Origin of the sequence: Myxococcus sp. AS-1-15 (assembly GCF_020037055.1) — a bacterium.
Taxonomy (GTDB): Bacteria; Myxococcota; Myxococcia; order Myxococcales; family Myxococcaceae; genus Myxococcus; species Myxococcus fulvus.
Map to the genome: position 1 here is coordinate 679929 of NZ_JAIQDF010000003.1, position 24866 is coordinate 704794.

Genomic DNA, 24866 nt, shown 5'->3' on the forward strand with positions numbered 1-24866 from the left:
ATGCGACTGTCCCGCGCCGCCGCCGTCGTCCTGCGCCAGTTCTACCTGCTCAAGGGCAGCCCCTCGCGCGTCTTCCCCCTCTTCGCGTGGGTGGCCATCGACATCGTCCTGTGGGGCTTCATCACCCGCTATCTGGGCACCATCACCCACGAGCCCGGCATGGACCTGGTGCCCGCGCTGCTGGGCGCCGTGCTCCTCTGGGACTTCCTCACCCGCGTCATGCAGGGCGTGACGATGGCCTTCTTCGAGGACGTCTGGTCGCGCAACTTCCTCAACGTCTTCGCCACGCCCATGTCCATCAGCGAGTACGTGCTGGGACTGGTGCTCTCCAGCATCGCGACCAGCTCGGTGGGCCTCATCGTCATGCTCGTGGTCGCGGGCACGGTGTTCGGCCTGTCGATGCTCGTCTATGGCGCCATGCTGGTGCCGTTCCTGCTCGTGCTGTTCCTCTTCGGCATCGCGCTGGGCATCATCGGCACGGCGGTGGTGCTGCGGCTGGGGCCGTCCGCGGAGTGGTTCATCTGGCCCATCCCCGCGCTCCTGTCCCCGTTCGTCGGCGTCTTCTACCCGCTGTCCACGCTGCCCTCGTGGATGCAGGGCATCAGCCGCATGCTGCCACCCTCGTACGTGTTCGAGGGCATGCGAGCCATCGTCGCCGGTGGCTCGGTGTCCTGGTCCACGGTGGCGCTGGGAGGCGGCCTCGCCATCCTCTACATCCTGCTGGCCGCCTTCTTCTTCACCCGCGTCTTCCGCCACGCCGTGCGCACGGGCCTCATCGCCCGCTACAGCGCGGAGAGCGTCAGCTAGGGCGCCGCGGCGTCCATCAGCTGCTGCGACAGGTACACGTGGTGCAGCGCCCACCGGCGCGCGTTCAGCATCGGGTCGGAGTCGTTGCTGTGCCCGCCGTCCGTGTTCTCGTAATACAGATACGGCAGACCCATGGACTCCAGCTTCGCGGCGAACTTGCGCGCGTGTCCCGGGTGGACGCGGTCGTCCTTCGTGTTCGTGGTGATGTACGGCTTGGGGTAGCGCACGCCCGGCTTGAGGTTCTGGTAGGCCGAGTACTTCGAGATGAACGCCGCGTCCTCGGGCACCGCCGGGTCGCCGTACTCGCCCACCCAGGACGCGCCCGCGGGCAGCTTCGGGTAGCGCATCATGTCGATGAGCGGGCTCTCGATGACCGCCGCGTTGAGCAGCTCCGGCCGCTGCGTCATCACCACGCTGGTGAGCACGCCACCATTCGAGCGCCCGTAGATGCCGATGTGCTTCGGCGACGTCACCTTGCGGCGCACCAGGTCTTCCAGCACCGCGGCGAAGTCATCGAACGCGCGCTGACGCTTCTCGCGCAGGGCGGCCTGGTGCCAGCTCGGGCCGAACTCACCACCGCCGCGGATGTTGGCGACGACGTACGCGCCGCCCCGCTCCAGCCACAGCTTGCCCATCTCCGGCAGGTAGACGGGCGGCTTGGACACCTGGAAGCCGCCGTAGCCGTACACCACCATCGGCGTGACGCCGGCCACCTTCGGCTTCACCGGGCGCACCAGGAAGTACGGCACCTTCGTCCCGTCCTTCGACTTCACCCAGAACTGCTCGACGCGGTGCTTGGACGCATCGAAGCGCGCGGGCAGGGACTTGATGCGCTTCACCTTCCCCGCCGCCGCGTCGCCGAACCACAGCGACCCAGGCTCCAGGAAGCCCTCCGCGCCCGCGAACACCTGGTCGTGCGAGGAGGACGTATCGACGATCTCCACCGACGCGTTCTTCGGCATCGCCAGCCGCTTGCGCGTCCAGCGCTTCTTGCCCGGCGTGTAGACGTCCAGCGCGCCCTTCACGTCCTCGTACACGTTGACGAGCAGCAGGTTGCGCGTGGCCGCCACGCGCTCGATGCCCTGGCGAGGACCGGGCTGGAGGATGAGCGTGGGCTTCGCCTTCGCCGGGTCCGCCTTCAGCGCCGCCAGCGGATAGGCCAGCAGCGCGCCCTGCTTGAAGCCGCCCCAGTCCTCCTCGATGGTGAAGACCACCTGCCCCTGGAGGAACGCCTGGAAGGACACCTTCCTCGGGAACGGCAGCCGCACGGGCGCCGCGTCTCCCAGGAGGTACAGCTCCGACTCGTAGAACGTCACCCCGCGGTTGACGAACACCGCCTGGAGCACGCCCTCCTCGTCCCGCAGGATGATGGGCGACGCGGAGACGTCGGTGCGCTCGCCGCGGAACACCTCCGTCGCCTGCTCCACCGGCGTGCCGCGCTTCCAGCGCTTGAGCACGAACGGGTAACCGGACTCGGTGAGCGTGTCCCCGCCCCAGTCACGCCCCACGAGCAGCGTGTCCGCGTCCAGCCAGTCCACGGACTGCTTGCCCTCGGTGAGCTTGAAGCCGTTCTCGACGAACTGCTTCGCGCCCGCGTCGAACTCGCGCGCCTCCACCGCGTCCTTGCCGCCGTTGGACAGGCGCACGATGCAGCGCTGGTCCGCGGGAGGCAGGCACTCCTTGCCCTTCCATATCCAGTTGGCGCCCTCCGCCTTCGACAGCGCGTCCACGTCCAGCACCGTCTGCCAGGGGATGGTGGGGCTCGCGTAGCCCTCGGTGGTGGTGTGTCGCCACTGGCCGCGAGGGTTCGCCGCGTCCTGCCAGAAGGTGTCCACGCCGCCCGCGCGGAACGAGGGCCCGGGGATGCGGTCCGTGGCGGTGAAGATGCGCAGCGCCTCGGCCTGGAAGGGCGCGAAGCGCGGGTCCTTCTCCAGCACGGCCTCCGTCTTCGCGTTCTGCGCGCGCACCCACTCCAGCGCGCGCTGTCCCTGCACCTCCTCCAGCCACAGGAAGGGGTCCTCCTCCGCCATCGCCGCCGAAGCGGTCAACAGCCCGGTCAGCAGCGGCGCGACAAACAACCTGCCCATGGTCCTCGTCTCCTGGTGGGGATGCGGCGGGCCTCCAACACGGCTCGGCCGCGCCCATTCCAGGCCACGGCCCCGCTTCCTCCCACACGGCAGGCAGCTTCCCTTGAAGCGCGGGGTCCCCGCCATCCGCCCGGCGTGCCCCGCTGACGACACGCCGAGTCCCGACTTCAGGCTCAGCGTGAGGCCCGTGCTCGAGCCCCCGTGCGCCTGGAGCCGCCAGCACGCCCGGGCCGTGGAGTGGTCCTGGTCCCCGAGGCGCGGGCGCGGAAACCCTCGCGATACAGACTCGGCGCCACGCCGAACCGACGCTCGAAGGCCCTGCGGAAGACGTCCGCGCTCTGGAAGCCCACGGCGAGCGCCACCTGCTCGATGCCGCTCTGGCCCTCCACCAGCCTGCGCCGCGCCTCCTCCAGCCGGAGCTGCTCGACATATGCGGCCGGCGTCTGTCCGAAGACGGAGCGGAACTGACGCGCGAAGTGTCGTGGGCTGAGGGAGACACGCTCGGCCAGGGCCTCCACCGAGAGGTCCTTCGCGAGGTTGACCAGCATCCAGCTCGGCAGGTCTCCGAACCGGCCTCCGCTCTCCTCCTGGAAGCGCAGCGGCTCGGAGTACTGGGCCTGACCTCCGGGACGCTTGAGGTACATCACCAGCTCCCGCGCGACGGTGAGCGCCGAGCGCGGGCCGTGGTCCTCCTCGATGAGCGCGAGCGCCAGGTCGATGCCTGCGGTGATTCCCGCGGACGTGTAGAAGGAGCCATCCTGGATGAACAGCGCGTCCGCTTCGATGCGGACCTTCGGGAAGCGCTCCGCCACGTCCCGCGCGAACTGCCAATGCGTGGTGGCGCGTCGGCCATCGAGCAGCCCCGAGGCCGCGAGCGCGTAGATGCCCGTGCACACGGAGACGACGCGACGGAGCCTGGGCCCATGCGCGCGCAGCCAGCGCGTCACCCGCGCGTGGGTCTCCGCGGTCCGCAGGCCCGCGCCGCCGGGGATGACGAGCGTGTCCAATCCACTCGCGTCCTCCAGCACCAGGTGCGGCTTGAAGACGACCCCCGACTCGGAGCGGAACTCTCCCGGGTGCAGTCCCACCACCAGCACCTCGTAGCTGCGCTGTCCACCCGAGTGGACCTTGGCGAACGCCTCCAGCGGCCCGACGAGGTCCAGGCTCTCCACGCCCTCGTAGCCGAGAATGCCCACCCTCCTGCGTGTCGCCGTCATCCGCACCTCACGCCCCGGCATGTTAGCCCCGCCTCGGGAGCGTGGGCTCTCCGCGAGGCCTCACAGCGAGGAGGTCACGACGCCGCGGCGTCGAGCCCCAGGACACGAGCACGACTGCGAGCGCCTGCCTCGCGGCGAGGGGTTGCGCCCTCGCCCGGCGCCACACGAGCGTCACGCCCCCCGCAACGAGATGGCCGGGTCCACCCGCGAGGCCTGCAGCGCGGGCAGCAGACAGGCGACCACGCCCGTGCCCCCCAGCAACAGCAACACGCCCAGCAGCGTCACCGGGTCCGTGGGCTCCACGCCGAACAGCAGCCCCTCCATCAACGAGGACAGGCCGAGTGCCCCCGCCGTCCCCAGCGCGAGCCCCGAGAGCACCAGGTGCATGCCCTGTCGCAGCACCAGCACGAGCACGCCCGCGGGCGTCGCACCGAGCGCCAGGCGGATGCCCATCTCCCGCACCCGCTGGCTCACGGAGAACGCCACCACGCCGGACAGGCCCGTGCACGTCAGCACCAGCGCCAGCACCGCGAAGAAGCCCAGGAGCATCGTCATCAAGCGCGGCGCGGCGAGCGACTCGTTGCGCACGTTCGACAGCGGATGCACGTCCGTCACCGGCTGCGCCGCGTCCAGTTCGTGCACCAGCGCGCGCACGCGCTCCGCGAGCACCATCGGCGGGCCCTGCGTGCGGACGAGCAACCGCAAGTCCCTCAGCGGCTGCAACGCGAACGGGAGATACACCTCGCGCGGCGGCTCATCACCGAGCCCGCGCTCCCGCACATCTCCCACCACGCCCACCACCGTGACCCAGTGCGCCCCTCCATCGAACGAGATGCGCCGCCCCACGCCCTCCCCGCCCCCGAGATGCGCGCGCACGAACGCCTGGTTCACCACCACCACCGGATCCGCTCCGGGACGGTCCCCCGGCTCGAACAGCCGCCCCTTCAGCAGCGGTACACCCAGCGCCCGGAAGTACCCCCCCGTCGCGCTGCGCAGGTCCGCCTGGGGCCGCACCTGTCCCGGAACGAGCTCCTGCCCATCCACCTGCAACGTGGTCGTCCACGGTCTGTTCTCGCTGAGCGGCAGCGCGTTGGCGAGCCCGACGGAGGTCACCCCCGGCATCGCCTCCAGTCGGGGCAACAGCTCCTCGACGAAGGCGCGGACCTTGTCGTCCTCGCGATACCCGTCCCACCCGAGGTCCACGCGCGCGGTGAGCACGTTGTCCGCGTCGAACCCCGGGTCCACGCGATGCAGCCGCGCCATGCTGCGCAACATCAACCCCGCGCCCACCAGCAGGATGCACGAGAGCGCCACCTGAGAGACGATGAAGAACCCACGCAGCCGCGGGCTCACCCGTGAGGTCCCCGCGCCACCGGTGACCGCCGAGCCGAGCACCGTGCGCGCCGGCATCGCGGGCAGCAGCGAGAGCACCAGCCCCGTGCCCAGCGACAAGCAGAGGCTGATGAGCAGCATCGGCAAGCCGACCTCCACCTCCACCGCGCGCGACGTGTAGCGCGCGACGAACGCCACCAGCAGCTCCATCCCCGCCGCCGCCACCATGAGCCCGAGCAGTCCGCCCACGAGCGACAGCAACAGGTGCTCGGTCAGCAACTGCCGTGCAATCCTGCCCTGCCCCGCGCCCAGCGCCGCGCGGACCGCCAGCTCCTGCTCACGTCGCGCCAGCCGCGCCAGCGTCAGGTTCGCCATGTTCGCGCAGACGACGAGCAGCAGGAAGAGCGCGGTGCCCAGCAGGAGCAGCAGCGTGGGACGCGCCCGCGCCACCAGCCTGTCCTCGAGGCTCGACACCGTGGTGGAGAACCCCTCCGCGGCGGGATAGGCATCGGGGTGCGCCTCATGGAGCCGGGTCGCCACCGTGGCCAGCTCGACGCGCGCCTCCTCGAGCGACACTCCTGGCGCCAGTCGTCCGAGCACGGTGAGCCCGCGACTGGTACGCCCATGCGCCCAGTCCGCGCCCGAGCGGAACGGGCACGCGGAGATGGGCATGTACACGTCGTTCTCCGCCGGGTACTGCGGAACGGGAGGCAGCACGCCGATGACCGTGTGCGTTCGCCCGTTCATCGTGAAGGTCTTCCCGACCATGGCCGGGTCTCCGCCCAGCACGTTCTTCCAATACGCGTGACTCAGGATGAGCACGGGCGCGGCGCCGGGGGCCTCCTCCTCGGGGAGGAACGCGCGGCCCAGGAGCGGACGCACGCCCAGGGTGTCGAAGAAGCCCGCGGACACCACCGCCGTCTGCACCCGCCGGGGCTCGCCGTGCCCCACGATGTTGAAGGGCATCGAGTGGTACTCCACCAGCCCCTGGATGCGCGTGAGCTGCTCCCGGTAGTCCCCCAGTTCCACCGGCGAGAAGCCCGTGTTCTCCACGCCCGCCCGCGTCACCGGCTGCTCCAGGTGCACCAGCCGCGCGCCGTCCGCATAGGGCAGCGGCCGCAGCAGCACAACGTGGATGAGGCTGAAGATGGCCGTGTTCGCGCCGATGCCCAGCGCCAGCGTCAACAGGATGGCGAGGGTGAAGGCGGGGCTGCGAACGAGCACGCGCGCGCCGTAACGGAGGTCCTGCCACAGAGTGTCCAACATCACCTGCTCCTGTGCCGGGACGGGCCCGGGCCGCTGGCCGCTCCCCCTCTCACGAAAACGTGCGAGCCGCGACCACGACAGGCCGAGTGTCGGGCGGACATCCCCCCTGGGACAAGGACGTCGTTCCGACGATTCCGGACGCGCCTCGTCACGAGGGGGTCGCCCGGGCCTCGCGCGGTGGCCCCTCGGTATCGTCTCCGGCTCTCGGGAGGAGGTGGTTCGCCTGGCGGTCCTGACCGCGGCTCAGGGGCCCTGGAAGCCCTTGGCGCGGAAGGTGAGCACCAGGGTGTCGCGGTGTCCTGAGGCCCCCAGCGGCTGGATGGGCGTGCTCTCGTGGATGACGCGCTCGTCGTCGAGCAGCAGCGCCGACCAGGGCTCTGTCAGCGTGAAGCGGATGCCATTGGGGCCGGCGGCCTCGAACACGCGCGTCTCGCCGCCCTTGATGCCGTCGCGTCCGACGAGCAGCACCACGACGAAGTCCACGCCGTCGCGGTGCGCGCCCTCGGGCGTCGGCCGGCCGATGCCGTCCGTGGTGTCGATGCGGAACTGGTGCGCCTCCACGTACCAGGGCTGCGCGCCCTTGAGCGCCGAGCCGCAGGCCGCCAGGCGGCTGAGCAGCCGGGGCCACTCGGGGTGCTCGACGACAGTGGACGTCATCGGCTCGAACCAGCGCTCCAGGCCGCCGTGCAGCGCGTTGTACTCGACGGGCTGCCAGTGCGCGCGGTGGGGCACCTGGGTGACGGTGTCGCCCTCCACGACGAAGCACGAGTGGCGGCGCGTGCGATATCGGCCACCGTCGCGCAGGTAGCCGTCCGCCGGCAGCGCGTCCCAGGTGGGCCGCCAAGCATCCAGCTCCGCGGCGGGGATGCCCACCAGCGCGGACAGGCCCGCGCGGTCCAGCACGGCGTAGCCCCTGTCTCTCAGGGCGTTGACGGTTTCGGAGGGAGCGCTGATGGGGGGCGAGAAGCTCATGCGTCTTGCCGGCGAGACATCGTCCTTCCGGACACCGCCGTCAACCCTCGCGTGCGCCCCGGGCTCGTCGGTCCCCCAACCGACACCGGACTGTTCCGGTGGGCAAGGACCGCGACTGTGCACCCGTGCCCCGCTCCCCCGAGGCACGGGCCCGCGCGCGGACTACTTCTTCCCGTACTCCAGCTTCACGCCCTTGCGCTGCGCGTAGATGTAAGCCTCCATCGCGCGCATCCGAGGGTCTCCATCCGCGAGCGGCTTGCCGCGCACCGGATTCTCGATGCACCAGTTGATCATGTCCCGCAGCAGCGCCACGCGGCCCAGCTGCACCTGGTACTTCGGATACGTCTCCGGGTGGGTGTTGGATGCATCCGGGTGACACATGTCACAGGATACCGCGATGGTGCCGCCCACGGCCGCGGCGTCGTGGAACACGCGGTGGCCCTCCTCCACGAACTGCTGCGTGGACGCGGCCCACACCGCCTCATCGCGAGGCGTGAAGGCGCCGTAGGAGTGGCCGTCCTGGATGTTCGCGCCGGCCTCCTTGCGCACCTCGCGGCCGCCGCTCTCCGCCGTGACGCCGCCCTCGCGCACCACGCCGCCCGTCGAGGGCTGGTTGGTGCCCATGGGCGGGTTCGGCTGCGGCTGCTTCTGTGGCTGCTTCGCGGCCTGCGCCACCACGCGCCGCACGGGCGGCGGGTCCCACGTCGCGTCCGGGTTCTTCTGGTGCCACGCGGCCATCAGCTCGTCGGACACACGCTGGGCCTGCTCGCGCGTGAGCGACTCGCCCTCCTTGACGCCCTTGACCTCCAGGGACGTCTGGCCGTCGCACATGCCCACCACCAGGTTGCCGTCCTTCGACACGGGCACCTGGTGACGCGGCAGCGGCTCGGTCTTCAGCGAGGACGCCTTGGGGCGCTCGGCGGGGCTGGTGGCCAGGGCCACGCCTCCCGCGAAGGACAGCAGCGCTCCGGTTCCCACCCACAGCTTCATCCGGAAGTTCATCGTGTCGCCTCGCGCTCAGTAGCTCGGAAGCTTCGTCCGGGGCGGCGCGTCCTGCTTCCCACCCGAGCCCAGGTAGCTGGCCCGGACGGTGATGGGGTTGCGCTCCCAGAGGTTGTACAGCTTGTCCACCAGACCCGACTCCAGCACGTCCATGCGTCCGTCTCCGCACCCGTCGAACTGGCTGAACGGGTCCGGCCGGTTCATCTGCACCGTGAGCTGCGGCAGACCCTCGGGCGCGTACGGCCACGGCCACGCGGTGGACAGCATCCCGTGGAACTGGATGTTGCCGATGCGGTTCGACAACAGCTGGTGCGTGTGCCCGTGGATGACGGTGACCTTGTCGAAGGGCTTGAGCAGCGCCTGGACCTCGTCCGCGTCGTCCGTCCAGAAGTTCCAGGGGCGGTAGTACTTGTAGAGCGGCGAGTGGCTGAAGACGATGACCGGCGTCTTCTTGTCCACCTTCGCCAGGTCCTGCTTCATCCAGGCGCGCTGCGGCTCGCCCACCTCGAAGCGGGACTGGATGCCGTTGTCCAGGCCCGCGACAATCTGCATCCGCTCCTTGGGCGTGAGCTTGCGCTCCGTCCAGAAGTCCTTCTCCAGGATGGAGTTGAGCACCACGAAGTGCACGCCCTTGTGGTCGAACGAGTAGTTCGGCGCGCCGAACAGGTCCTTCCACATGTCCCCCATGTCGAGGAACCAGTCGTGCTCGCCCACCATCATCCTCACGGGCGCCTTGACGCTCTTGAGAATCTGGGCACCCAGCTTCAGCTCACCCGGCGCGCCCAGCTGGGCGAGGTCCCCGCCGAAGAGGACGAAGTCCGGCTGCGGGTCCAGCCCGTTGACGTCGTCCACCGCCTTCAGGATGGAGCGCACGAAGCGGTCATTGAGCTTCTGCTCGTACAGGTGCGTGTCGGAGATGTACGCGAAAGTGAAGCGCGGCTTGGTGCCTTGTGCCTCCGCCACGTTGACCAGCTGGAAGCTCTGCGGCGTGCGCAGGCCCATGCCGGCGACGATGCCGGCGGACATGCCCGCCACGCGCAGGAAGGCCCGGCGGTCCAGGCGCTTGAGGCCCTCGAAGAAGGCGTCGCGCTCCTCGTGGTGCTTCGTCTCGATGCTGCGGAACTTGTTCCCCATGGACGGCGCCTCCTCAGGGCTGCTTCGTCGAAGCGGGTTTGGGCAGCGTCTCGGTGCCATACGCGCCGATGTCCGCCGGGTTCTTCACCGCCAGGTCCGGATTGGGCGCCAGGTCTCCCAGGTTCCCCTTCTTCCCCATCGCCACCGCGGTGTCGCGCTCCGGGCGCTTGTTCTTGCGCGCGCGCTGCTTCGCCAGCTCCTGGCCATTGAGCTTCGTGAAGCGCTCGTCGGTGAGCGTGAAGAGGAAGGCCACCAGGTCGTCGATTTCGGGCTCCGTCAGCCCCAGCCGCTGCATCCCCCCATCGAGGAACGGGTTGGCCACGCCGCCCTTGTTGTAGTGGTCCATGACGTCCCACAGCGTCGCGAGCGTGCCGTCGTGCATGTACGGGGCGGTGATGCCCACGTTGCGCAGCGTGGGCGTCTTGAAGGCCCCCACGTCGTTCTCCTGCTTGGTCACCAGGAAGCGGCCCAGCTCGGAGAAGCGCGTCTGGAGCGCCAGCTCGTCGATCTGCTTCTCGTCGCCCAGGCGGACGATTTTCAGGCCCTCGCGGGCCAGCTGCGGGAAGTCCTGGTTGTGGGCGGAGACGCCGATGTTGTGGAACTTCTGGTCACTGAACAGCGGCGACACGGCGTTGCCCGCGTGGCACGAGTTGCAGCGCGCCTTGCCGTTGAACAGCGCCCAGCCCCGGCGCTCGGACTCGTTGAGCGCCTTCGTCTCGCCGTGGATGAAGCGGTCGAAGCGGGCGCTGCCGGAGAACTGCGTGCGCTCGAAGGCGGCGATGGCCGCGGCCAGGTCGTCGTAGTTGATGTCGCGCTTGAAGACCTGCTGGAAGGCGGTGACGTACTCGGGGATGCCCTTGAGCTTGGCCACCACGGCCTCGGGGGACGGCATGGCCATCTCCACCGGGTTGAGGATGGGCAGCTTCGCCTGGTCCTCCAGCGTCGCCGCGCGCCCGTCCCAGAACTGCGAGGCGTTGAAGAGCGCGTTGAGCACCGTCGGGCTGTTGCGCATGCCGAACTGGCCCTTCACGCCCGCCGACACCGGCAGGTGGTCCGTGAAGCCCTTGGCCGGGTCGTGGCACGTGGCGCACGACACGCTGTCATCCAGGGACAGGCGCTTCTCGTTGTAGAGCTTCTCTCCCAACGCCACCCGCTCCGGCGTGGGCGCCGCGCTCTCCGGCACCGACAGCTTCCACAGCACGGCCGACACCCCGGGCGGCAACGGCGAGGGTGGCGGAGCCGAGCGCGGGGCTTCGGGCGCGGCGTGGCTCTCGTGGACCCACAGCAACACGGCGAGCGACAGGGCAACGCCCCACGGCGTTCGCATGGTCACCCCTCCCAACCGGCGACGGACGGCGCCGCGAGAAAGTCGCGGCGCCCGAAGCCGGAACAGCTCTTTCCGGAAAACACCATTCTCCCTGCCTTCGGGTCCAGGCGACTTTCGGAGGAGTGTCGACCTGTGGAAACCCGCGAGGGCGGGATGTCCGCCAGGGAATGAGCGCGGCGCGTCAGCGCGCGGGCAGGCGGAAGTCGCGAGCGCGCACGAGCAGGCCGGAGGCGGTGGCGGGCGCGAGGATGGCGGCGGTGATGACCAGCCAGTCGACGGGGCCGCGCGCGCGGGGCGCGTTGTAGACGGCGGCCTGGACGAAGGTGAGGCACGCGTCCGCGGCGGTGAGGCACACCAGGGCGGTGGCCAGCCCGTTGCGCCAGCGGCGCACCAGCGAGAAGAGGCCCGCGGCCAGCGCCACGTCGAACAGCACCCAGCTCCACTGCACGCGCAGGGACGGGAACCAGCGCGTGGTGGTGGGCAGCGCGAGCAGCGCCGTCCAGGGCACGAGCAGCACAGCGAGGGCGTGCACCAGCAGGCGGGGGCGCCTGAGCAGCGTGGCGACGCCGAAGCGCACCAGGCTGCCGCGCGCGAAGGCTCGCAGTGCGTCGTAGACGGCGAGCACGCCGCCGCGCGGCTCGGGATACGAGAGGTGGAGCGGCACCCAGGAGTCGGGGCGGAACTTCGCCTTGAAGGTGCGCAGGCCCTCGAAGTCGAACAGGGGCCGGCCGCAGGCGCGCGCCAGCCGCAGCCACGGGCGCACCGGGCCGGAGAGGGGCGCGAGGCCCAGCGTCACGTAGCGGCGGTCCTCGGCGGCGGCGGTGCGCATGGCCGCGTCCACCAGGGCCTCCGCGGTGCCATTGGGGGACTCCGGATCTCTCACCAGGTCCTGGAGGAACCAGCCGTCGCGCGCGTAGACGGGGGACACGAGCAGGAAGCCCATGAGCTCGCCCTTCGACTCGGCGACGAAGGCGCGTCGCTCGCGCGCGAAGGAGTCCGGGCGCAGCTGGACCAGGAAGCCCATGGGGGCCATGCGCCGCGACGCGAGCCACCGCTTCTTGAGCCGCTCCAGCGCCTGCCGCGAGGGGTGCTCCGCGTCCTCGAGCGCCTGCGAGGGCAGCTCGCGCACCGCGACGCCATGAGCGCGCGCGCGGCGCAGCTGCTCACGCAGGCTCTTGCTGCCGCGCACCACGGTGTCCCAGCGGGAGGGTTCCCACACCGGCTGCTCGCCGATGGAGAGCGACTCCATGGGGACGGCCTCGGTGAAGCGCGGCTCGGTGGCGAAGAAGCACACGCGCCGACCCTCGCGCCTCGCGGCTGCACGGAAGCCCTCCGCCGCGCGGGCCAGGGACGCCTCCGAGGCGATGGGCGCTCCGGCGGCGACCCACGCGCCGCCCGTGTCCACGTACGCGACGAAGGCGTCACCCGCAGGGTCGAACCAGTAGCGGAAGCCCGGCATCAGCACCTGGAAGGACGTGGCGTTCCAGCCGAACCGGCGCAGCAGCTCCAGCGCGCGCTCCCGCTCCTCCCCTGCGTGCTCTTGCTCGACGTCCACGGCTTCGATGCTCCTCATTCCTCGCGAGGGTAGCCCACAGGCGACAGCGTGCCCATCTGACTAGACCTCCTCGAACTCCGCGCCCGTGACGTTCGCGCGCTCCAGCGCCGCCTTGATGTCCTGGGAGACGATGAGCACGCCAGACCATCCCCAGGGACGGAACACCTTGGCGTCACCCACTTGAGCGGGGTCGATCCGCATCCCGAAGACGCTTCGATACATGCCGAGCTTGTCCGGGCGCTCATCCTCCGGCTTCCAGTACAGCACCTCTTCAGAGGCTTCATCGTCGATACATCGGACGAGGCGCGTCGCGACGAGGATGAGGTATTCATCGGGGCAGCCCTTGATGCTCACGGGGATCAACTGCACGTCGCTCGGGGCCATTTCCGCGAAGAGGGTGGCCACCCTGACGTGCACGATGGGGGTCGCTCCAGCACCCGCGGTGCTGAAATCCAATCGCCTCCCGGGCTCGTCGATGGGAACCGTCAGGCGGTCGGAGACGTGAGCGGGCCGTCCCGATGAGAATTCCCTGAAGTCCTCCAGCTCGTGTCCCTGCTTCGTGAGCGGATCGCCCAGGTACCAGTTCCCTGCCTGGACGTTCTCCATGAGCCTGAAGTATCGCGATGGATTCGGCATGGTGGATTGCTCGAGGGTCCTACTTACCCTGAGTCACAAGCCTGTTGAGGACCGTTCCCGGAGTCTGCGCTTCTGTGGCGAGGTTGCGCAGCTCCCGCGTGAGGGCCGTGCGGCAAGCCTCCACCGTCCGGCACGGGCCCAATGCATCCTGGAGCCGCAAGAAGACCGCGTCATGGTACTTCTTCGGGTGAGGCCCTTTGTGACCAGAGACCCTGACGATGTTTTCAGGATCCTTGAGCTCCATGCCAGCCCTCGCGAACAGCTTCCTGAATCGCGGCGACCAGGGTCCACCTCTCGTGGATGAGACATCGTTCTTGTTCGTGGCGATGTGGTGTCGCTCACCACCACTCATGCCCTGGTTCGCCATGGCCATGGCGGTGGGAGCGAGCGCCAGGGTGAAGCCCTCCGCCGTCACGGCGACGGTCCGCACGCCTCCGACAGCGACAAAACGAATGCCCGCCTGAGACTCCACGGCGAGAGCCGCCTGGGCGGACCCCGGCAGCCCCACGGCCTTCGACGCCAGACCCGCGGTGCTGCCCACCGCGGCCGTCGCCAGCATCACGAAGACGCGCGCCGCGTTCTCCCCCAACACTTCTCCATACGCTTCACTCGCCGCATGGAGCTGTGCGTAGGTCGTCGCCCGCTCCACTTCGCGCACCAACGTCAGCCAGCCGTCCAGCAAACGCCAGACCGTATCCACGCCCAGGTAGGCGATAGCGAGGGCTGTGAAGGTCGCCGCGACACCTTTCGAGAGCGGCTCCGGTAGCGCCCAGAGCATGAGATACATCGTCGCGCCGGCGGTGATGGTGGACATGACCGCGACGGGGTCCACCATGTCCTCCAAGGCTTCGGCGGTCTCCTCCCACACCGAATCCATCGCGATGGCGAAGGCCCAGGTGAACTTGCCGTCGCTGGCCAGCAAGGGGCCTTCCTCCAACAGGCGCAGGCAGTCGCCAGGCCGGTCCTTGCGCTCGCACCACAGGCCATAGGCACGCGTCAGCTCTTCGTCGGCGTAGGCCTCCAGCAGGCGAAGGCCGTCCGCATCTTCTCGAGACTGGAGTGTCAGCCGAGGCGGGTGGTCCTCATAGCCATACACGCCACCTCGGGGCGGAACACCGAAGAGGTCTCTCGCTTGCCGCATGGGGTTGCGCTGCGGGCGAACGTCCCGCGCAAGCACCGTGAGAGCCGCTTCGAACTCTTCGTCATCCAATTCGACGGACGCCAGTTCCGCGTCGGGCTCCTCCCTTGGAGTGACAACGAAAGAATCCTGCCCGGTCTCCAGCCGCACGGTGCGGGTCGTCGCGCAGCCCGTGATGCACATCAGCAGGAGCAGCGGCACTGCCCAGCGAATTCGCATGCAATGTCCCCGACAAGCGTCCCTTGGACGAGCATGGCATACCGGACCATGGGTGCTGGCCACCCGACATCCGGTGTCAGCACTGCCTCCCCCCTTCGCGTGACGCCGGCCGTCGGTGGTTGGCGAGCAGATGACCCCAGTGCGAGGATGACGCACGTGAGGCGCACGCCGGACCCGCGTCGCCCACTTCAGGAGCACCCCATTTGAAACACTCCAGACGTTCTCGCGTGCGAGCCATTGGCACCGGAACCGCCGCCCTGTGCAGTCTCCTCGTCGCCTGGCTGTCTCCCCTGCCCGCCTCCGCGGAGCCCTCGGTGGGCGTGCGCACCAACACCGCGCGACTGATGGGCTCGGACGCGGCGGAGGTCATCGACGCGCCCGTGCTCGGGCTGCAGCGCTCCGCGTTGCCGTTGTTCGCGGGGCTCGCGCTGGACACCTCCGTCTACGCGGACCTGCTGCTCGCACCCAACCTGGGCCTGCGCTGGGCGCTCGCGTCCGGCCCGCACCGCTTCGTCCTGGGCGCGCGCTACACGCACTTCGTCGGCGCCTCCGTCTACTCGGGCATCGTCGAGTCCCGGACGACCGGCCTGCAACGCTTCGAGCCCGAGCTCCAGGGCCCCTCGTTCTACGCCGTCTACGGCCTGTCGCTCGGCCGGCTGCTGGTGCAGGGCGAGGCCCGCTACGCGCGCTACACCACCGACTACCTGTCCTTCACCGGCGGCGCGGCCTTCAACTTCGTCGGGCACTGGTCCGTGGTCGCGGAGGCCGGCGTGCGGGTGAAGGGTGGCGCGAAGCTGCGCGCCGCCGCGGGCATCCGCTATGGCGGCGAGGGCTTCGGCCTGGGCCTGGGCGCCACGTATGTCGACCTGAGCGACCCGGCCGTCCCCGGCGAGACGCTCCCCGTCCTTCCCGTCTTCGATGTCTCCTGGTCCTTCCGATGATGCGCGCCCTCTTCGCCTGCAGTGTCCTGATGTTGTCCGGCTGCTCGGCGCGCATCGACATCGCGACCGAGCCCTTCGACGTGCGCGTGCCCGTCACCTCCGTGCTCCAGCCCGTCTACGCCGAGGTGGCGCTCGACCTGCCCGAGGAGTCGGTCAACACCGAGGACCTGGACATCGTCGTGGAGGAGGTCTCCTCCACGTTCACCATCGTCAACCCGTCCCCGTCGCTGACGCTGCGCACGTCCATGCGGCTGTCCTTCACCGGGCAGGCCACACCGGACGAGCCCCTCGTCTACTCGGACCTGAACCGGCCCGCGTACTACGCGCAGGCGGCGGAGATCCTCCCCACGCGGGACTTCGACCCGGAGACCCGCACACCCATCCGGTTGGACCATCCCGCGCTGAAGGACGCCGTGGGCAAGCGGCGCGTCTGGTTCATCGTCAGCAACACCGTCGTGCGCAGCGGGCTGGGCACACCCCGGTTCCCCGTCGAGATTGTCCTCGAGGACATCGTGTTCCAGGCCGTGCTGACCAAGCCCTTCCCGGGGTTGGGTGGCGCGCTGGAAGCGGGCGGGCTGTAGCGCCCCACTCCGGGCCCCCGCCTTCTTCCTCGGAGGAAGCGCCTTGCCCCTCGCCTCGTCCCTCGGGATGAGGCGAGGGTCGGGCTCCGCACGTCCGCGCGCGGCACCCTCGATGCACAGCCGGCCTCCTCGCGAGCACGCGGCGTGGGGAGGGGCGATGCACGGAAGCAGGAAGCGGGGATGGCGGGAGGCGGGGGCGATGGCGGTCCTGGCGTTGCTGCCGCACTGTGGTGGCCTCACGTCACCCGAGGCGGTGACGCCCCTGGAGCAGCAGGGCGACTTCGCGACCGGGGGCGGCACCTTCGTCGCCGTCGCGGATGCCCACGTCGACTCCGTCAGGCCCGACAAGAACTTCGGCGCCGCGTCACAGCTCTACGTGGACGACGCCCCCGTCGAGTACCGCTCCTTCCTGCGCTTCGAGGTGTCGGGGCTGAAGGGCCCGGTGAAGCGCGCGGTGCTGCGGCTGTTCGTGACGAACGGCTCGGGAAACGGGCCCATCGTCCGGTTGGTGGACTCTGACTGGAAGGAGGACAGCGTCACGTTCGACCGGCAGCCCGCCGCGGTGGGCCCCGCGCTGTCTGACGCGAAGGAGGTGCGCGCCGGCCGCTGGGTGGAGCTGGATGTGACGTCCGCGGTGACGGGGAACGGCACGCGGGACTTCGGACTCTTCTCGACGGACATCGACGGCGCGGACTTCGCCTCGCGCGAGGACGTGGACCCGGCGATGCGGCCGCGCCTCGTGGTGGAGACACGGGAGCCGACGGCGCCTCCTCGGACACCCGCACCGGATTGGAGCTGGCATCGAGGTGGAGCAGGAGACGAGCGCGTCACGGCGATGGCGAGCGCGGAGGATGGGCTCGACTTCCTCGTCGCGGGCGCCTTCAAGGACAGCGGTGACTTCGGCGGCGAAATCTTCCAGGGCGAGCGAGGACTCGTCGTGGCGCGCTACGGCGCGGATGGCTCGCACCAGTGGTCGCGAGCCTACGCGGTGGGCGAGCGCGTGGAGGCCACGGGGCTCGCGGTGGCGACCTCGGGTGAGGTCTGGGTCGTGGGCGCCTATCAGGGTGACCCAGACCTGGGCACGGGCGCGCTGACGTACATCGAGGAGGCGTCGGTGGCGTCCGGCATCTTCCTGCTCAAGCTGTCCCCGGAAGGGACACCGCTGTGGTCCCGAGGCTTCCGCGCGGAGATCTCGGACACGCGCTCGGGGCTCGCGAGGGCACAGGCGGTGACGCTCGACTCGCGAGGGAGCGTCATCATCACGGGCCACTTCACGGGCGAGATGGGCCTGGGGCGCGGGAGGCTCTACGCGGACCCGGGGAACCGGACGCGGGATGACTCCGTGCCCGCCCTCTTCCTCGCGAAGTTCCATGCGAGCGGGGCGCACGAGTGGTCGCTCGCGTTTCCTGGTGGGGACGAGGGCTCGAGCGCGGAGGCACTCGCCACGGATGGAGCGGGCTTCATCTACATCGGCGGGCACACGGACTCGTGGCTGCTGAACGCGACGGGCGGAGAGACGCCGTTCCTCGGCAAGCTCTCCGCGAACGGCACGCCGCAGTGGTTCCGCGCGTTCAACGGAGCCAAGGGCAGCATCCGTGCGCTCACGCCCATGGCACGTGGGGACGTGGCCTTCGTCGGTGACGTCAGCGGCCGGTTCTCCTTCGACGGGAAGGAGGTCGAGGCGAGCGAGGACGTCCTGCTCGGTACGCTGCATGAGACGGCGGCGGATGGCTGGGCGCGCGTCATGGGCGGCGCGGGAGCCGCGCGCGGCCAGTCCCTGGGCCGCAGCTCGAAGGGCGAGCTGGTCGTCGCTGGCTGGACGCGGGACGCGAAGCTGGACCTCGGAGGCGGCGCGCTCAGGAGCACGGCGCTCTCACGGGGTGAAGTCCTCCACTTCGTCGCGCGCTACGACAGCACGGGGAAGCACCTCGACGCCCGGGAGCTGGGGAGCACCGCGCCGGACAGCGTGGCCCTCCAAGTCACGTATGGTGGCCAGGCCCGGCTCTGCGTTCCCTTCACGAAAGCCCTGGCGCCCGGAGACGCGTCGTACACCTCGCGAGGCGCGGGAGACCTGCTGTTCCTCCAGCTCACGCCCTGAACGCACGACCACCGCTCAGCTGAGGCCACGAGCCGCCTTGGAGGCTCGTGAAGCAGGCTCCACGGAGCGACGGCGCGAAGAGGCACGGGCATCAACCAGGCGCACGATGGCACCTGGCGCTTCGCGAGCCATCGCGCAGGTCACGCGTCGTCGTCCGCGCCTTCGTCTCCATCGTCACTCTTCCCCGCGGGCGTGCGACCCAACAACCGGTCGATGTCTGCACGCGCATCCGTGGCCTGCGCCTCGGAGATGCGCCCCACGGACTCCATCCGGTCCACAATCCAGTGCGCACGCCGCCACAGCGCGCGCGAGCCGGAGGACGGACCACGCTTGCGCGGCGCGGGCAGCATCGCGGCGAGGATGGCCCCCTGGGCCACGGAGACCTGTGACGCGGACACCCCGAAGTGCTCCCGCGCTCCGGCGTCGATGCCATAGACGCCGTTCCCCCACTCGACGACGTTGAGGTACAGCGTGAGGATGCGCTTCTTGGAGAGCGCGTCCTCCAATCGCCGAGCGAGCACCAGCTCCTTCGCCTTGCGGAACAAGCTGCGGTCCGTCGACAGCCAGAGGTTCTTCGCGAGCTGCTGGGTGATGGTCGACGCCCCGCGCCCCAGCTGCCCCTTCGCCCACGCTTCCCCCAGCGCCTTGCGCATCTCCGTCGTGTCCACACCCTCGTGCAGATAGAAGCTCGCGTCCTCGGAGATGAGCACCGAGTCCACCGCGTGCTTCGGCACCGACGCGAGCGGCACCCAGTGCTGGCGCCGACGGACCTTCTTCCCCTCGGCCCGAGCCTCCTCGGCGCGCTGGTCCATCAGCGCGGTCGACTTCGGGTTCTCCTTCTCGAGTGACGCGGCCTTGGGGAGCGTGACGTACTCGTACAGCCCGAAGCCGAGGAGCAGCGCCACGGCCCCGAGCACCAGCTTGAATCGCCACGTCCTACGGCGACGAGGCGCGGGGGCCTGCGAGGACACAGCCGCCACCGAAGGCGTCCGGGCCGTGGCCTCGGGACCCTCCGGCGAGCCTTCCGGTCGTCCATCCGTGGTCGACATCAGCGCCGTGCATAGCGCCTCACGACCCGGACGTCACCTCCCCCTCAGCGCTGCGTCCGAGACGCGGTGACGGGCGCCTGCCAGCTGTCGTCCACGGAGGCGAAGCCGGCCACCAGCTCGCCCGCCAGGTAGGCCCGCTGGCGCTTCTCGCGGCGGCGCAGCCAGTCATTCACGACGCGCCCCTTCTCGTCCTTGTGCACGTCCGGGCGCGCCTGGTTGAAGCGGCCGCGCTTCACCCCACCGCCCGCGCGATGCACGAAGGTGACGGTGCCGTCCTTCCCCACCTTCTCGACGATGCCGATGTGCGTGAGCCCGTCGTTGCGACGTCCATCCTTGTTGCGGTCCAGCGTCTCGCGGAAGAACACCAGGTCCCCCGGCTTCGGCGTCTGGCGAAGCGCGCCCAGAGAGCCCGCCTTCCGGTAGATGGCCTTCACGCCGTTCTCCCCGGGCAGGGTGAGCGACGGCATCAGGCTGAGCCCGGGGCGGCGGTAGGCCAGCTGCGTCAGGCCCGAACAGTCATCGTTGACCGAGCTGCTCACCGTCTTCAGCGAGCCCAGTCCCACCCAGCCCTTCGCGCGCCACACGGCCCGGTCCGACAGGGACACGGCCGCGGCCCGCTTCGGAGGGCTCCGCCTCGCGGCCTCGGCCGTTCCACCCCACAGCCACAACCCCACCAACGCCCCCAACCACACGCCACGATGCATACCCGCACGCCACAGCAATGGACGTGCCCTGTCCCTCGACGCCTCCGACGTCCGCTCGCGAACATCTCCCCACCCCACGCACGCCCCTCCCTTGAGCAATCCCTTTCCCACCCTGCCCCGGTGAGTCGTCCTCCTGGCACCTCGACGCATCACGCCGCACGGCGGTCGCCTAGAGTGCGCGGCCGCCCCGTGCCCTTCGCCTACTACGAGAACCTCGACCCCGAGCAGCAGCGCAGCTACCGCATGAGCGACGGGGTGAAGTCCCTGCGGGTGAGGGCCCCCGGGGCGCTGGCGCCGCTCGTCGACGCCGTGCGTGAGACGCTGGCCAGCGGAGCCCGGGCCCCGCTGGAGCGCGCGAGCCGGGCCCTGACGGATGCCCTGTGCGAGCGATTGGACGTGGCCACCGTCCGGGTCCAGGTGCTGGAGGTCCGCCCGTCCTCCGAGGAGGGTGAGCTGCACGGCCTGTACACCTGGGAGGCCGGGCGCCTCCCCCGCCTCCAGGTCTGGATGCGCACCGCGAAGCAGGCGCGCGTCGTGGCCTTCCGCACGTACCTGCGCACGCTGCTGCACGAGCTGTGTCACCACCTGGACTTCCAGCTCCTGGAGCTGCCCCACTCCTTCCACACCGAGGGCTTCTTCGAGCGCGAATCCAGCCTCTTCCACCAGCTGGTGCCCAAGCCCGTCCCGCGCGGCCCGAAGGGGGCTCGGGGATAGGCCCGCGGGAAGGGTGTGGCGGACGACACCCCACCCGGCCGGCGACAGGTTTCTTGCACCGGCGTGACAGAAGTGGGAACGCGCGCCCTGAGCGAGGCTAGATTCCGCCTCCCTATGGCGCATCCGACCGAAGACAAGAACTTCCGCCTTCCCCTCACCGTTCGCCCCCAGCGCTACGCGGCCACGCTGACCCTGGACCTGGAGGCGAAGACCTTCTCCGGTCAGCAGACCGTGGACGTGACGCTGGCGGAGCCCACGCGCGAAATCATCCTCCACGCCATCTCCCTGAAGCTGGGGGACGTGACGTTCCGCGCGAAAGGTGGCGCGTCGCACAAGCCCGCCTCCATCCAGGTCAACGCCGTGAGCGAGACGGTGCGGCTGACCTTCGACGCGCCGCTGCCCCAGGGCGAGGCGCAGCTGGACGTCGCCTGGACGGGCCCCTTCACGGACGGCCTGCGCGGCCTGTACTCGGCGGGCAAGGTGGCGGCCACGCAGTTCGAGGCCGCGGACGCCCGCCGCGTCTTCCCCTCGTTCGACGAGCCGGCCTTCAAGGCGAAGTGGTCGCTGAGCGTCCGCGTGCCCCAGGGCCTCGCCGTGCTGGGCAACGGCCCGGTGGTGAAGGAGGAGCAGGACGGCGCGCTGACCAAGGTGACGTTCCAGGAGACGGAGGTGCTCAGCAGCTACCTCATCGCGCTCGTGGTGGGCCCGCTGGTGGGCACGCCCGTGGAGCACGTGGGCACGGTGCCCGTGCGCACCTGGGCGCTGGAGGAGAAGAAGCACCTGACGCGCTTCGGCCAGGACGTGGCGCTCGCGGTGCTGCCGCGACTCCAAGAATACTTCGATCTGCCGTATGCCTTCACCAAGGTGGACCAGGTGGGCATCCCGGACTTCGAGGCGGGCGCGATGGAGAACGCCGGCCTGATTACCTACCGCGAGGTGGCGCTGCTGCTCGACCCGGCCACCGCGCCGCTGTCGGTGCAGAAGCGCGTGGCGGAGGTGGTGACGCACGAACTGGCGCACCAGTGGTTCGGCAACTGGGTCACCATGGTGTGGTGGGACGACCTGTGGCTCAACGAGGCGTTCGCCACGTGGATTGCCTTCAAGATCGTCGACCAGTGGCGCCCCGAGTGGCGGATGTGGCTGGACTTCGACTCGCACCGCACCAGCGCGCTGTTCCTGGACGCGCTCAAGTCCACGCACCCCATCCACGGCGAGGTGAACAACGCGGGTGAGGCCGGTGAGAGCTTCGACGCGATTACGTACGAGAAGGGCGGCGCGGTGCTGCGCATGATTGAAGGGTTCCTCGGCGAGGGCCCCTTCCGCGACGGCATCCGGCTGTACATGCGCCGGCACGCGCGCGCCAACGCGGTGAAGGAGGATTTGTGGAACGCGCTGGGTGAGGCGGCGAAGCAGCCGGTGGAGGAGCTGGCCACGGCGTGGGTGGGCCAGAGCGGCTTCCCCCTGGTGACGGCGCGCGTGGAGGGCCGCGAGGTGACGCTGTCGCAGGAGCGCTTCTACTCGGAGCCCGGCGTGGCGAGCGCGGAGAAGTGGCCGGTACCCATGGTGCTCCGGTACGAGGACGCCAGCGGCGTGAAGGAGCAGCGGGTGCTGCTGCGCGACAAGCAGGCCACGGTGAAGCTGGAGGCGGGCTCGGGCGCGGTGAAGTGGCTGTGCGCCAACGCGGGCTCCACGGGCTTCTACCGGGTGGCCTACGACAAGGCGACGCTCGCGGGCCTGTCGGCGAACCTGCACGCGCTGGCGCCGTCGGAGCGCATCTCCCTGCTGGCGGACCAGTGGGGGTTGGTGCGCTCGGGGCGGGCGTCGGTGGGGGAGCTGCTGGACCTGGCCGCGCTCTTCGGGAACGAGGAGGATGACTCCGTCCTGGACGAGCTGGTGGGGCGGCTGGCGTACGTGGAGAGCCGGCTGGTGGAGGGCGAGGACCAGACGCGGATGCGCGCGTGGGTGGCGCGGCTGTTGGGCCCGGGGCTGGAGAAGCTCGGGTGGCAGGCGCTGGCCGGGGAGACGGACCGGGTGAAGCTGCGGCGCGCGGCGCTGGTGCGCGCGATGGGGGGCCTGGCGCGTGAGCCGAAGGTGCTCGAGGAGGCGCGGCGGCGGGTGACGTCGATGCTGAAGGGCGAGCGTGACGCGCTGGAGCCCAACCTGCTCGACGCGGCGGTGTCCATGGCGGCGCGCGCGGGGGACTCGGAGCTGTTCGACACCTTCCTGCAGCGGATGCCGAAGGAGCCGGACCCGGCCACGCAGCGTCGGTACCTGATGGCGCTGACGGCGTTCGAGGAGCCCGCGCTGGCCGAGCGTGCGCGCGCATTGTTCTTCTCGGACACGGTCAAGACGCAGGACGTGGCGAGCTTCGCCACGGGCCTGCTCGCCAACCGCACGGGCCGCGAGTCGTGGTGGGCGCAGATGCGCAAGCAGTGGAAGGACGTGGTCGCCCGCACGGGCGGCGCGCCGATGCTGGTGCGCCGCATCGTGGAGTCGCTGGGCATGCTGCTCACGCGCGAGCACCTGGACGCGGTGAGGACGCTGCTCAAGGAGCAGCCGGTGAACGACGCGCAGCAGGCCACGGCGCAGACGCTGGAGCGGCTGTCGCAGGACGTGGAGCTGCGGGAGCGCTGCGGTCCGGAGGTCAGCGCCTGGCTGAAGCGCCAGCCGTAGCGTGAGCCGCCGTTCGAGAGGCACTCGATGAAGACCACCCTGACACCCAACAGCCTCTCCAGCGTGCGTGAGTCCCTCCGGCGAGCCAACGCCGGGTTCTCACGCACGTACCCGGGGGACTCCCCCCGTCGCCAGCCGGTGCACGTCGTGTACGGCGGCGCGCACCTCTTCCGCGCGGAGGCGGCGCGGAAGCTGGGGGACCTGGCCCTCGGTGCGTTGAAGGACTATGCGCCGGACTCGGCCGAGCTGGCGCACGGGCTGGGGTTGCCCCAGCGAGGGAGGTTCGCCCAGCGCGTGTACGAGCGCGTGGTGGACAAGCTCCAGCGCGAGCCGGTGGAGGACTACCGCATCGACTTCGAGGACGGCTACGGCCACCGCTCCGACGCGGAGGAGGATGGCCACGCCGTGTCCGCCGCGAAGGAGCTGGCGCGGGGGCTCGAGCAGGGGACGTTGCCGCCGTTCATCGGAATCCGGGTGAAGTCGTTCAGCGAGGAGCTGTTCGAGCGGGCGTCGCGCACGTTGGACTTGTTCGTCACGACGTTGTTGGAGCAGAGCGGCGGGAAGGTGCCGCCGTCGTTCGTCGTCACGCTGCCCAAGGTCGCGTTGCCCGAGCAGGTGGCCGCGCTCGCGCGCATCCTGGAGGTGCTGGAGACGGAGCACGGCCTGGAGAAGGGGGCGCTGGGGCTGGAGCTGATGGTGGAGACGCCGCAGGCCCTGTTCGACCGGGAGGGGAAGCTGCACCTGTCGGCGCTGGTGGCCGCGGGGGCGGGGCGATGCTCCAGCGTGCACCTGGGGCTGTATGACTACACGGCGGCGCTCAGTGTGAGCGCGCATGTGCAGAGCATGCTGCACCCGGCCTGCGACTTCCTGCGGGATTTGGTGCAGGTGTCGCTCGCGGGCACGGGCATCCAGATGGCGGACGGCGCGACGAACGTCATGCCGGTGCCTCCGCATCGCAAGCAGGGGGACACGGCGCTCCTGCCCACGCAGTTGCGGGAGAACGCGGAGGCGGTGCAGCGGGTGTGGCAGATGTCGTATCGCCACATCCGGCACTCGTTGGAGCGCGGCTGGTATCAGGGGTGGGACTTGCATCCGGCCCAGCTCCCGGTGCGCTACGCGGCCGTGTATGCGTTCTTCCTCGAAGGGCTGGACGCGGCCACGCGGCGGCTCAAGGCCTTCATGGAGAAGGCGGCGCAGGCGACGCTGGTGGGCGACGTGTTCGACGACGCGGCCACGGGCCAGGGCCTGCTCAACTTCTTCCTGCGCGGCTCGAGCTGTGGCGCGCTCAGTCAGGAAGAAGTGCTCGCCACGGGGCTCACGCTGGACGAACTGCGCAGCCGCTCGTTCAAGGCCATCGTCGAGTCACGCCGCACGGGCAGGTGAGACCCACGGGCTCGCCATGACAGCGAGCCCG

The 24866-nt window shown here is 70.1% G+C and carries 19 protein-coding genes; 7 read left to right on the forward strand and 12 right to left on the reverse strand.

Features of this window, described 5'->3' with window-relative positions; translation table 11 throughout:
• On the forward strand, positions 1–807 hold the full coding sequence (locus tag K8625_RS12275; protein WP_223782808.1) for an ABC transporter permease: 807 nt from the start codon (positions 1–3) through the stop codon (positions 805–807).
• Here the strand turns inward: K8625_RS12275 and K8625_RS12280 are convergent.
• The 10 genes from K8625_RS12280 to K8625_RS12325 form a co-directional block, all read right to left on the reverse strand.
• Positions 804–2894, reverse strand: a complete 2091-nt coding sequence (locus tag K8625_RS12280; RefSeq protein ID WP_223782809.1) for a prolyl oligopeptidase family protein — start codon at positions 2892–2894, stop codon at positions 804–806. The genes K8625_RS12275 and K8625_RS12280 overlap by 4 nt on opposite strands.
• A gap of 173 nt (positions 2895–3067) precedes the next feature.
• Complete coding sequence (locus K8625_RS12285) at positions 3068–4132, reverse strand: GlxA family transcriptional regulator (RefSeq protein ID WP_223782810.1); 1065 nt, start codon at positions 4130–4132, stop codon at positions 3068–3070.
• A gap of 150 nt (positions 4133–4282) precedes the next feature.
• Positions 4283–6709: an ABC transporter permease gene (locus tag K8625_RS12290; protein ID WP_223782811.1), complete on the reverse strand. Its 2427-nt coding sequence runs from the start codon at positions 6707–6709 to the stop codon at positions 4283–4285.
• A gap of 243 nt (positions 6710–6952) precedes the next feature.
• Positions 6953–7681, reverse strand: a complete 729-nt coding sequence (locus tag K8625_RS12295; RefSeq protein WP_223782812.1) for a 2OG-Fe dioxygenase family protein — start codon at positions 7679–7681, stop codon at positions 6953–6955.
• Between the two features lie 162 nt (positions 7682–7843).
• Positions 7844–8683, reverse strand: a complete 840-nt coding sequence (locus K8625_RS12300; RefSeq protein WP_223782813.1) for a c-type cytochrome — start codon at positions 8681–8683, stop codon at positions 7844–7846.
• Positions 8684–8698: 15 nt separating this feature from the next.
• Complete coding sequence (locus tag K8625_RS12305; RefSeq protein ID WP_223782814.1) at positions 8699–9817, reverse strand: metallophosphoesterase; 1119 nt, start codon at positions 9815–9817, stop codon at positions 8699–8701.
• A 13-nt stretch (positions 9818–9830) separates the two neighbouring features.
• A complete protein-coding gene (locus K8625_RS12310; RefSeq protein WP_223749655.1) occupies positions 9831–11144 on the reverse strand; it encodes a cytochrome-c peroxidase in 1314 nt (437 codons plus the stop codon).
• Positions 11145–11325: 181 nt separating this feature from the next.
• Positions 11326–12699, reverse strand: coding sequence for a DUF2156 domain-containing protein (locus tag K8625_RS12315; RefSeq protein WP_223782815.1), 1374 nt, complete (start codon positions 12697–12699; stop codon positions 11326–11328).
• Between the two features lie 60 nt (positions 12700–12759).
• Positions 12760–13335, reverse strand: coding sequence for an imm11 family protein (locus tag K8625_RS12320; RefSeq protein ID WP_223782816.1), 576 nt, complete (start codon positions 13333–13335; stop codon positions 12760–12762).
• 19 nt (positions 13336–13354) lie between these two features.
• On the reverse strand, positions 13355–14692 hold the full coding sequence (locus K8625_RS12325; protein ID WP_223749652.1) for an AHH domain-containing protein: 1338 nt from the start codon (positions 14690–14692) through the stop codon (positions 13355–13357).
• Positions 14693–14919: 227 nt separating this feature from the next.
• Here K8625_RS12325 and K8625_RS12330 point away from each other — a divergent pair, with 227 nt between their 5' ends.
• From K8625_RS12330 to K8625_RS12340, 3 genes are all read left to right on the forward strand, one after another.
• The gene (locus K8625_RS12330; protein ID WP_223749651.1) at positions 14920–15633 is read left to right on the forward strand and encodes a hypothetical protein; all 714 of its coding nucleotides are present in this window, start codon (positions 14920–14922) and stop codon (positions 15631–15633) included.
• A complete protein-coding gene (locus K8625_RS12335) occupies positions 15630–16214 on the forward strand; it encodes a hypothetical protein (protein WP_223749650.1) in 585 nt (194 codons plus the stop codon). The genes K8625_RS12330 and K8625_RS12335 overlap by 4 nt, the downstream gene beginning before the upstream one ends.
• 199 nt (positions 16215–16413) lie before the next feature.
• The gene (locus K8625_RS12340) at positions 16414–18312 is read left to right on the forward strand and encodes a DNRLRE domain-containing protein (protein WP_223782817.1); all 1899 of its coding nucleotides are present in this window, start codon (positions 16414–16416) and stop codon (positions 18310–18312) included.
• Between the two features lie 140 nt (positions 18313–18452).
• Here the strand turns inward: K8625_RS12340 and K8625_RS12345 are convergent, their stop codons facing one another.
• Together K8625_RS12345 and K8625_RS12350 are read right to left on the reverse strand one after the other, a co-directional pair.
• A complete protein-coding gene (locus tag K8625_RS12345; protein WP_370640395.1) occupies positions 18453–19217 on the reverse strand; it encodes a transglycosylase domain-containing protein in 765 nt (254 codons plus the stop codon).
• 188 nt (positions 19218–19405) lie between these two features.
• Positions 19406–20065, reverse strand: coding sequence for a CHAP domain-containing protein (locus K8625_RS12350; RefSeq protein WP_223749647.1), 660 nt, complete (start codon positions 20063–20065; stop codon positions 19406–19408).
• Between the two features lie 189 nt (positions 20066–20254).
• Between K8625_RS12350 and K8625_RS12355 the strand changes: the two genes are divergently transcribed.
• The 3 genes from K8625_RS12355 to K8625_RS12365 all read left to right on the forward strand — a co-directional run bounded on the left by K8625_RS12355 (position 20255) and on the right by K8625_RS12365 (position 24835).
• Positions 20255–20779, forward strand: coding sequence for a hypothetical protein (locus tag K8625_RS12355; RefSeq protein ID WP_223782818.1), 525 nt, complete (start codon positions 20255–20257; stop codon positions 20777–20779).
• 114 nt (positions 20780–20893) lie between these two features.
• Positions 20894–23452: a M1 family metallopeptidase gene (locus K8625_RS12360; RefSeq protein WP_223782819.1), complete on the forward strand. Its 2559-nt coding sequence runs from the start codon at positions 20894–20896 to the stop codon at positions 23450–23452.
• 27 nt (positions 23453–23479) lie between these two features.
• Positions 23480–24835, forward strand: a complete 1356-nt coding sequence (locus tag K8625_RS12365) for a phosphoenolpyruvate kinase (protein ID WP_223749644.1) — start codon at positions 23480–23482, stop codon at positions 24833–24835.
• The last annotated feature ends 31 nt before the right edge of the window (positions 24836–24866 follow it).

Excerpts from the sequence above, each read along its gene's own strand:
- K8625_RS12275 (WP_223782808.1), top strand. The coding sequence starts at position 1 with ATGCGACTGTCCCGCGCCGCCGCCGTCGTCCTGCGCCAGTTCTACCTG.
- K8625_RS12280 (WP_223782809.1), bottom strand. The coding sequence starts at position 2,894 with ATGGGCAGGTTGTTTGTCGCGCCGCTGCTGACCGGGCTGTTGACCGCT.
- K8625_RS12285 (WP_223782810.1), bottom strand. The coding sequence starts at position 4,132 with ATGCCGGGGCGTGAGGTGCGGATGACGGCGACACGCAGGAGGGTGGGC.
- K8625_RS12290 (WP_223782811.1), bottom strand. The coding sequence starts at position 6,709 with ATGTTGGACACTCTGTGGCAGGACCTCCGTTACGGCGCGCGCGTGCTC.
- K8625_RS12295 (WP_223782812.1), bottom strand. The coding sequence starts at position 7,681 with ATGAGCTTCTCGCCCCCCATCAGCGCTCCCTCCGAAACCGTCAACGCC.
- K8625_RS12300 (WP_223782813.1), bottom strand. The coding sequence starts at position 8,683 with ATGAACTTCCGGATGAAGCTGTGGGTGGGAACCGGAGCGCTGCTGTCC.
- K8625_RS12305 (WP_223782814.1), bottom strand. The coding sequence starts at position 9,817 with ATGGGGAACAAGTTCCGCAGCATCGAGACGAAGCACCACGAGGAGCGC.
- K8625_RS12310 (WP_223749655.1), bottom strand. The coding sequence starts at position 11,144 with ATGCGAACGCCGTGGGGCGTTGCCCTGTCGCTCGCCGTGTTGCTGTGG.
- K8625_RS12320 (WP_223782816.1), bottom strand. The coding sequence starts at position 13,335 with ATGCCGAATCCATCGCGATACTTCAGGCTCATGGAGAACGTCCAGGCA.
- K8625_RS12325 (WP_223749652.1), bottom strand. The coding sequence starts at position 14,692 with ATGCGAATTCGCTGGGCAGTGCCGCTGCTCCTGCTGATGTGCATCACG.
- K8625_RS12335 (WP_223749650.1), top strand. The coding sequence starts at position 15,630 with ATGATGCGCGCCCTCTTCGCCTGCAGTGTCCTGATGTTGTCCGGCTGC.
- K8625_RS12340 (WP_223782817.1), top strand. The coding sequence starts at position 16,414 with ATGGCGGTCCTGGCGTTGCTGCCGCACTGTGGTGGCCTCACGTCACCC.
- K8625_RS12350 (WP_223749647.1), bottom strand. The coding sequence starts at position 20,065 with ATGCATCGTGGCGTGTGGTTGGGGGCGTTGGTGGGGTTGTGGCTGTGG.
- K8625_RS12360 (WP_223782819.1), top strand. The coding sequence starts at position 20,894 with ATGGCGCATCCGACCGAAGACAAGAACTTCCGCCTTCCCCTCACCGTT.
- K8625_RS12365 (WP_223749644.1), top strand. The coding sequence starts at position 23,480 with ATGAAGACCACCCTGACACCCAACAGCCTCTCCAGCGTGCGTGAGTCC.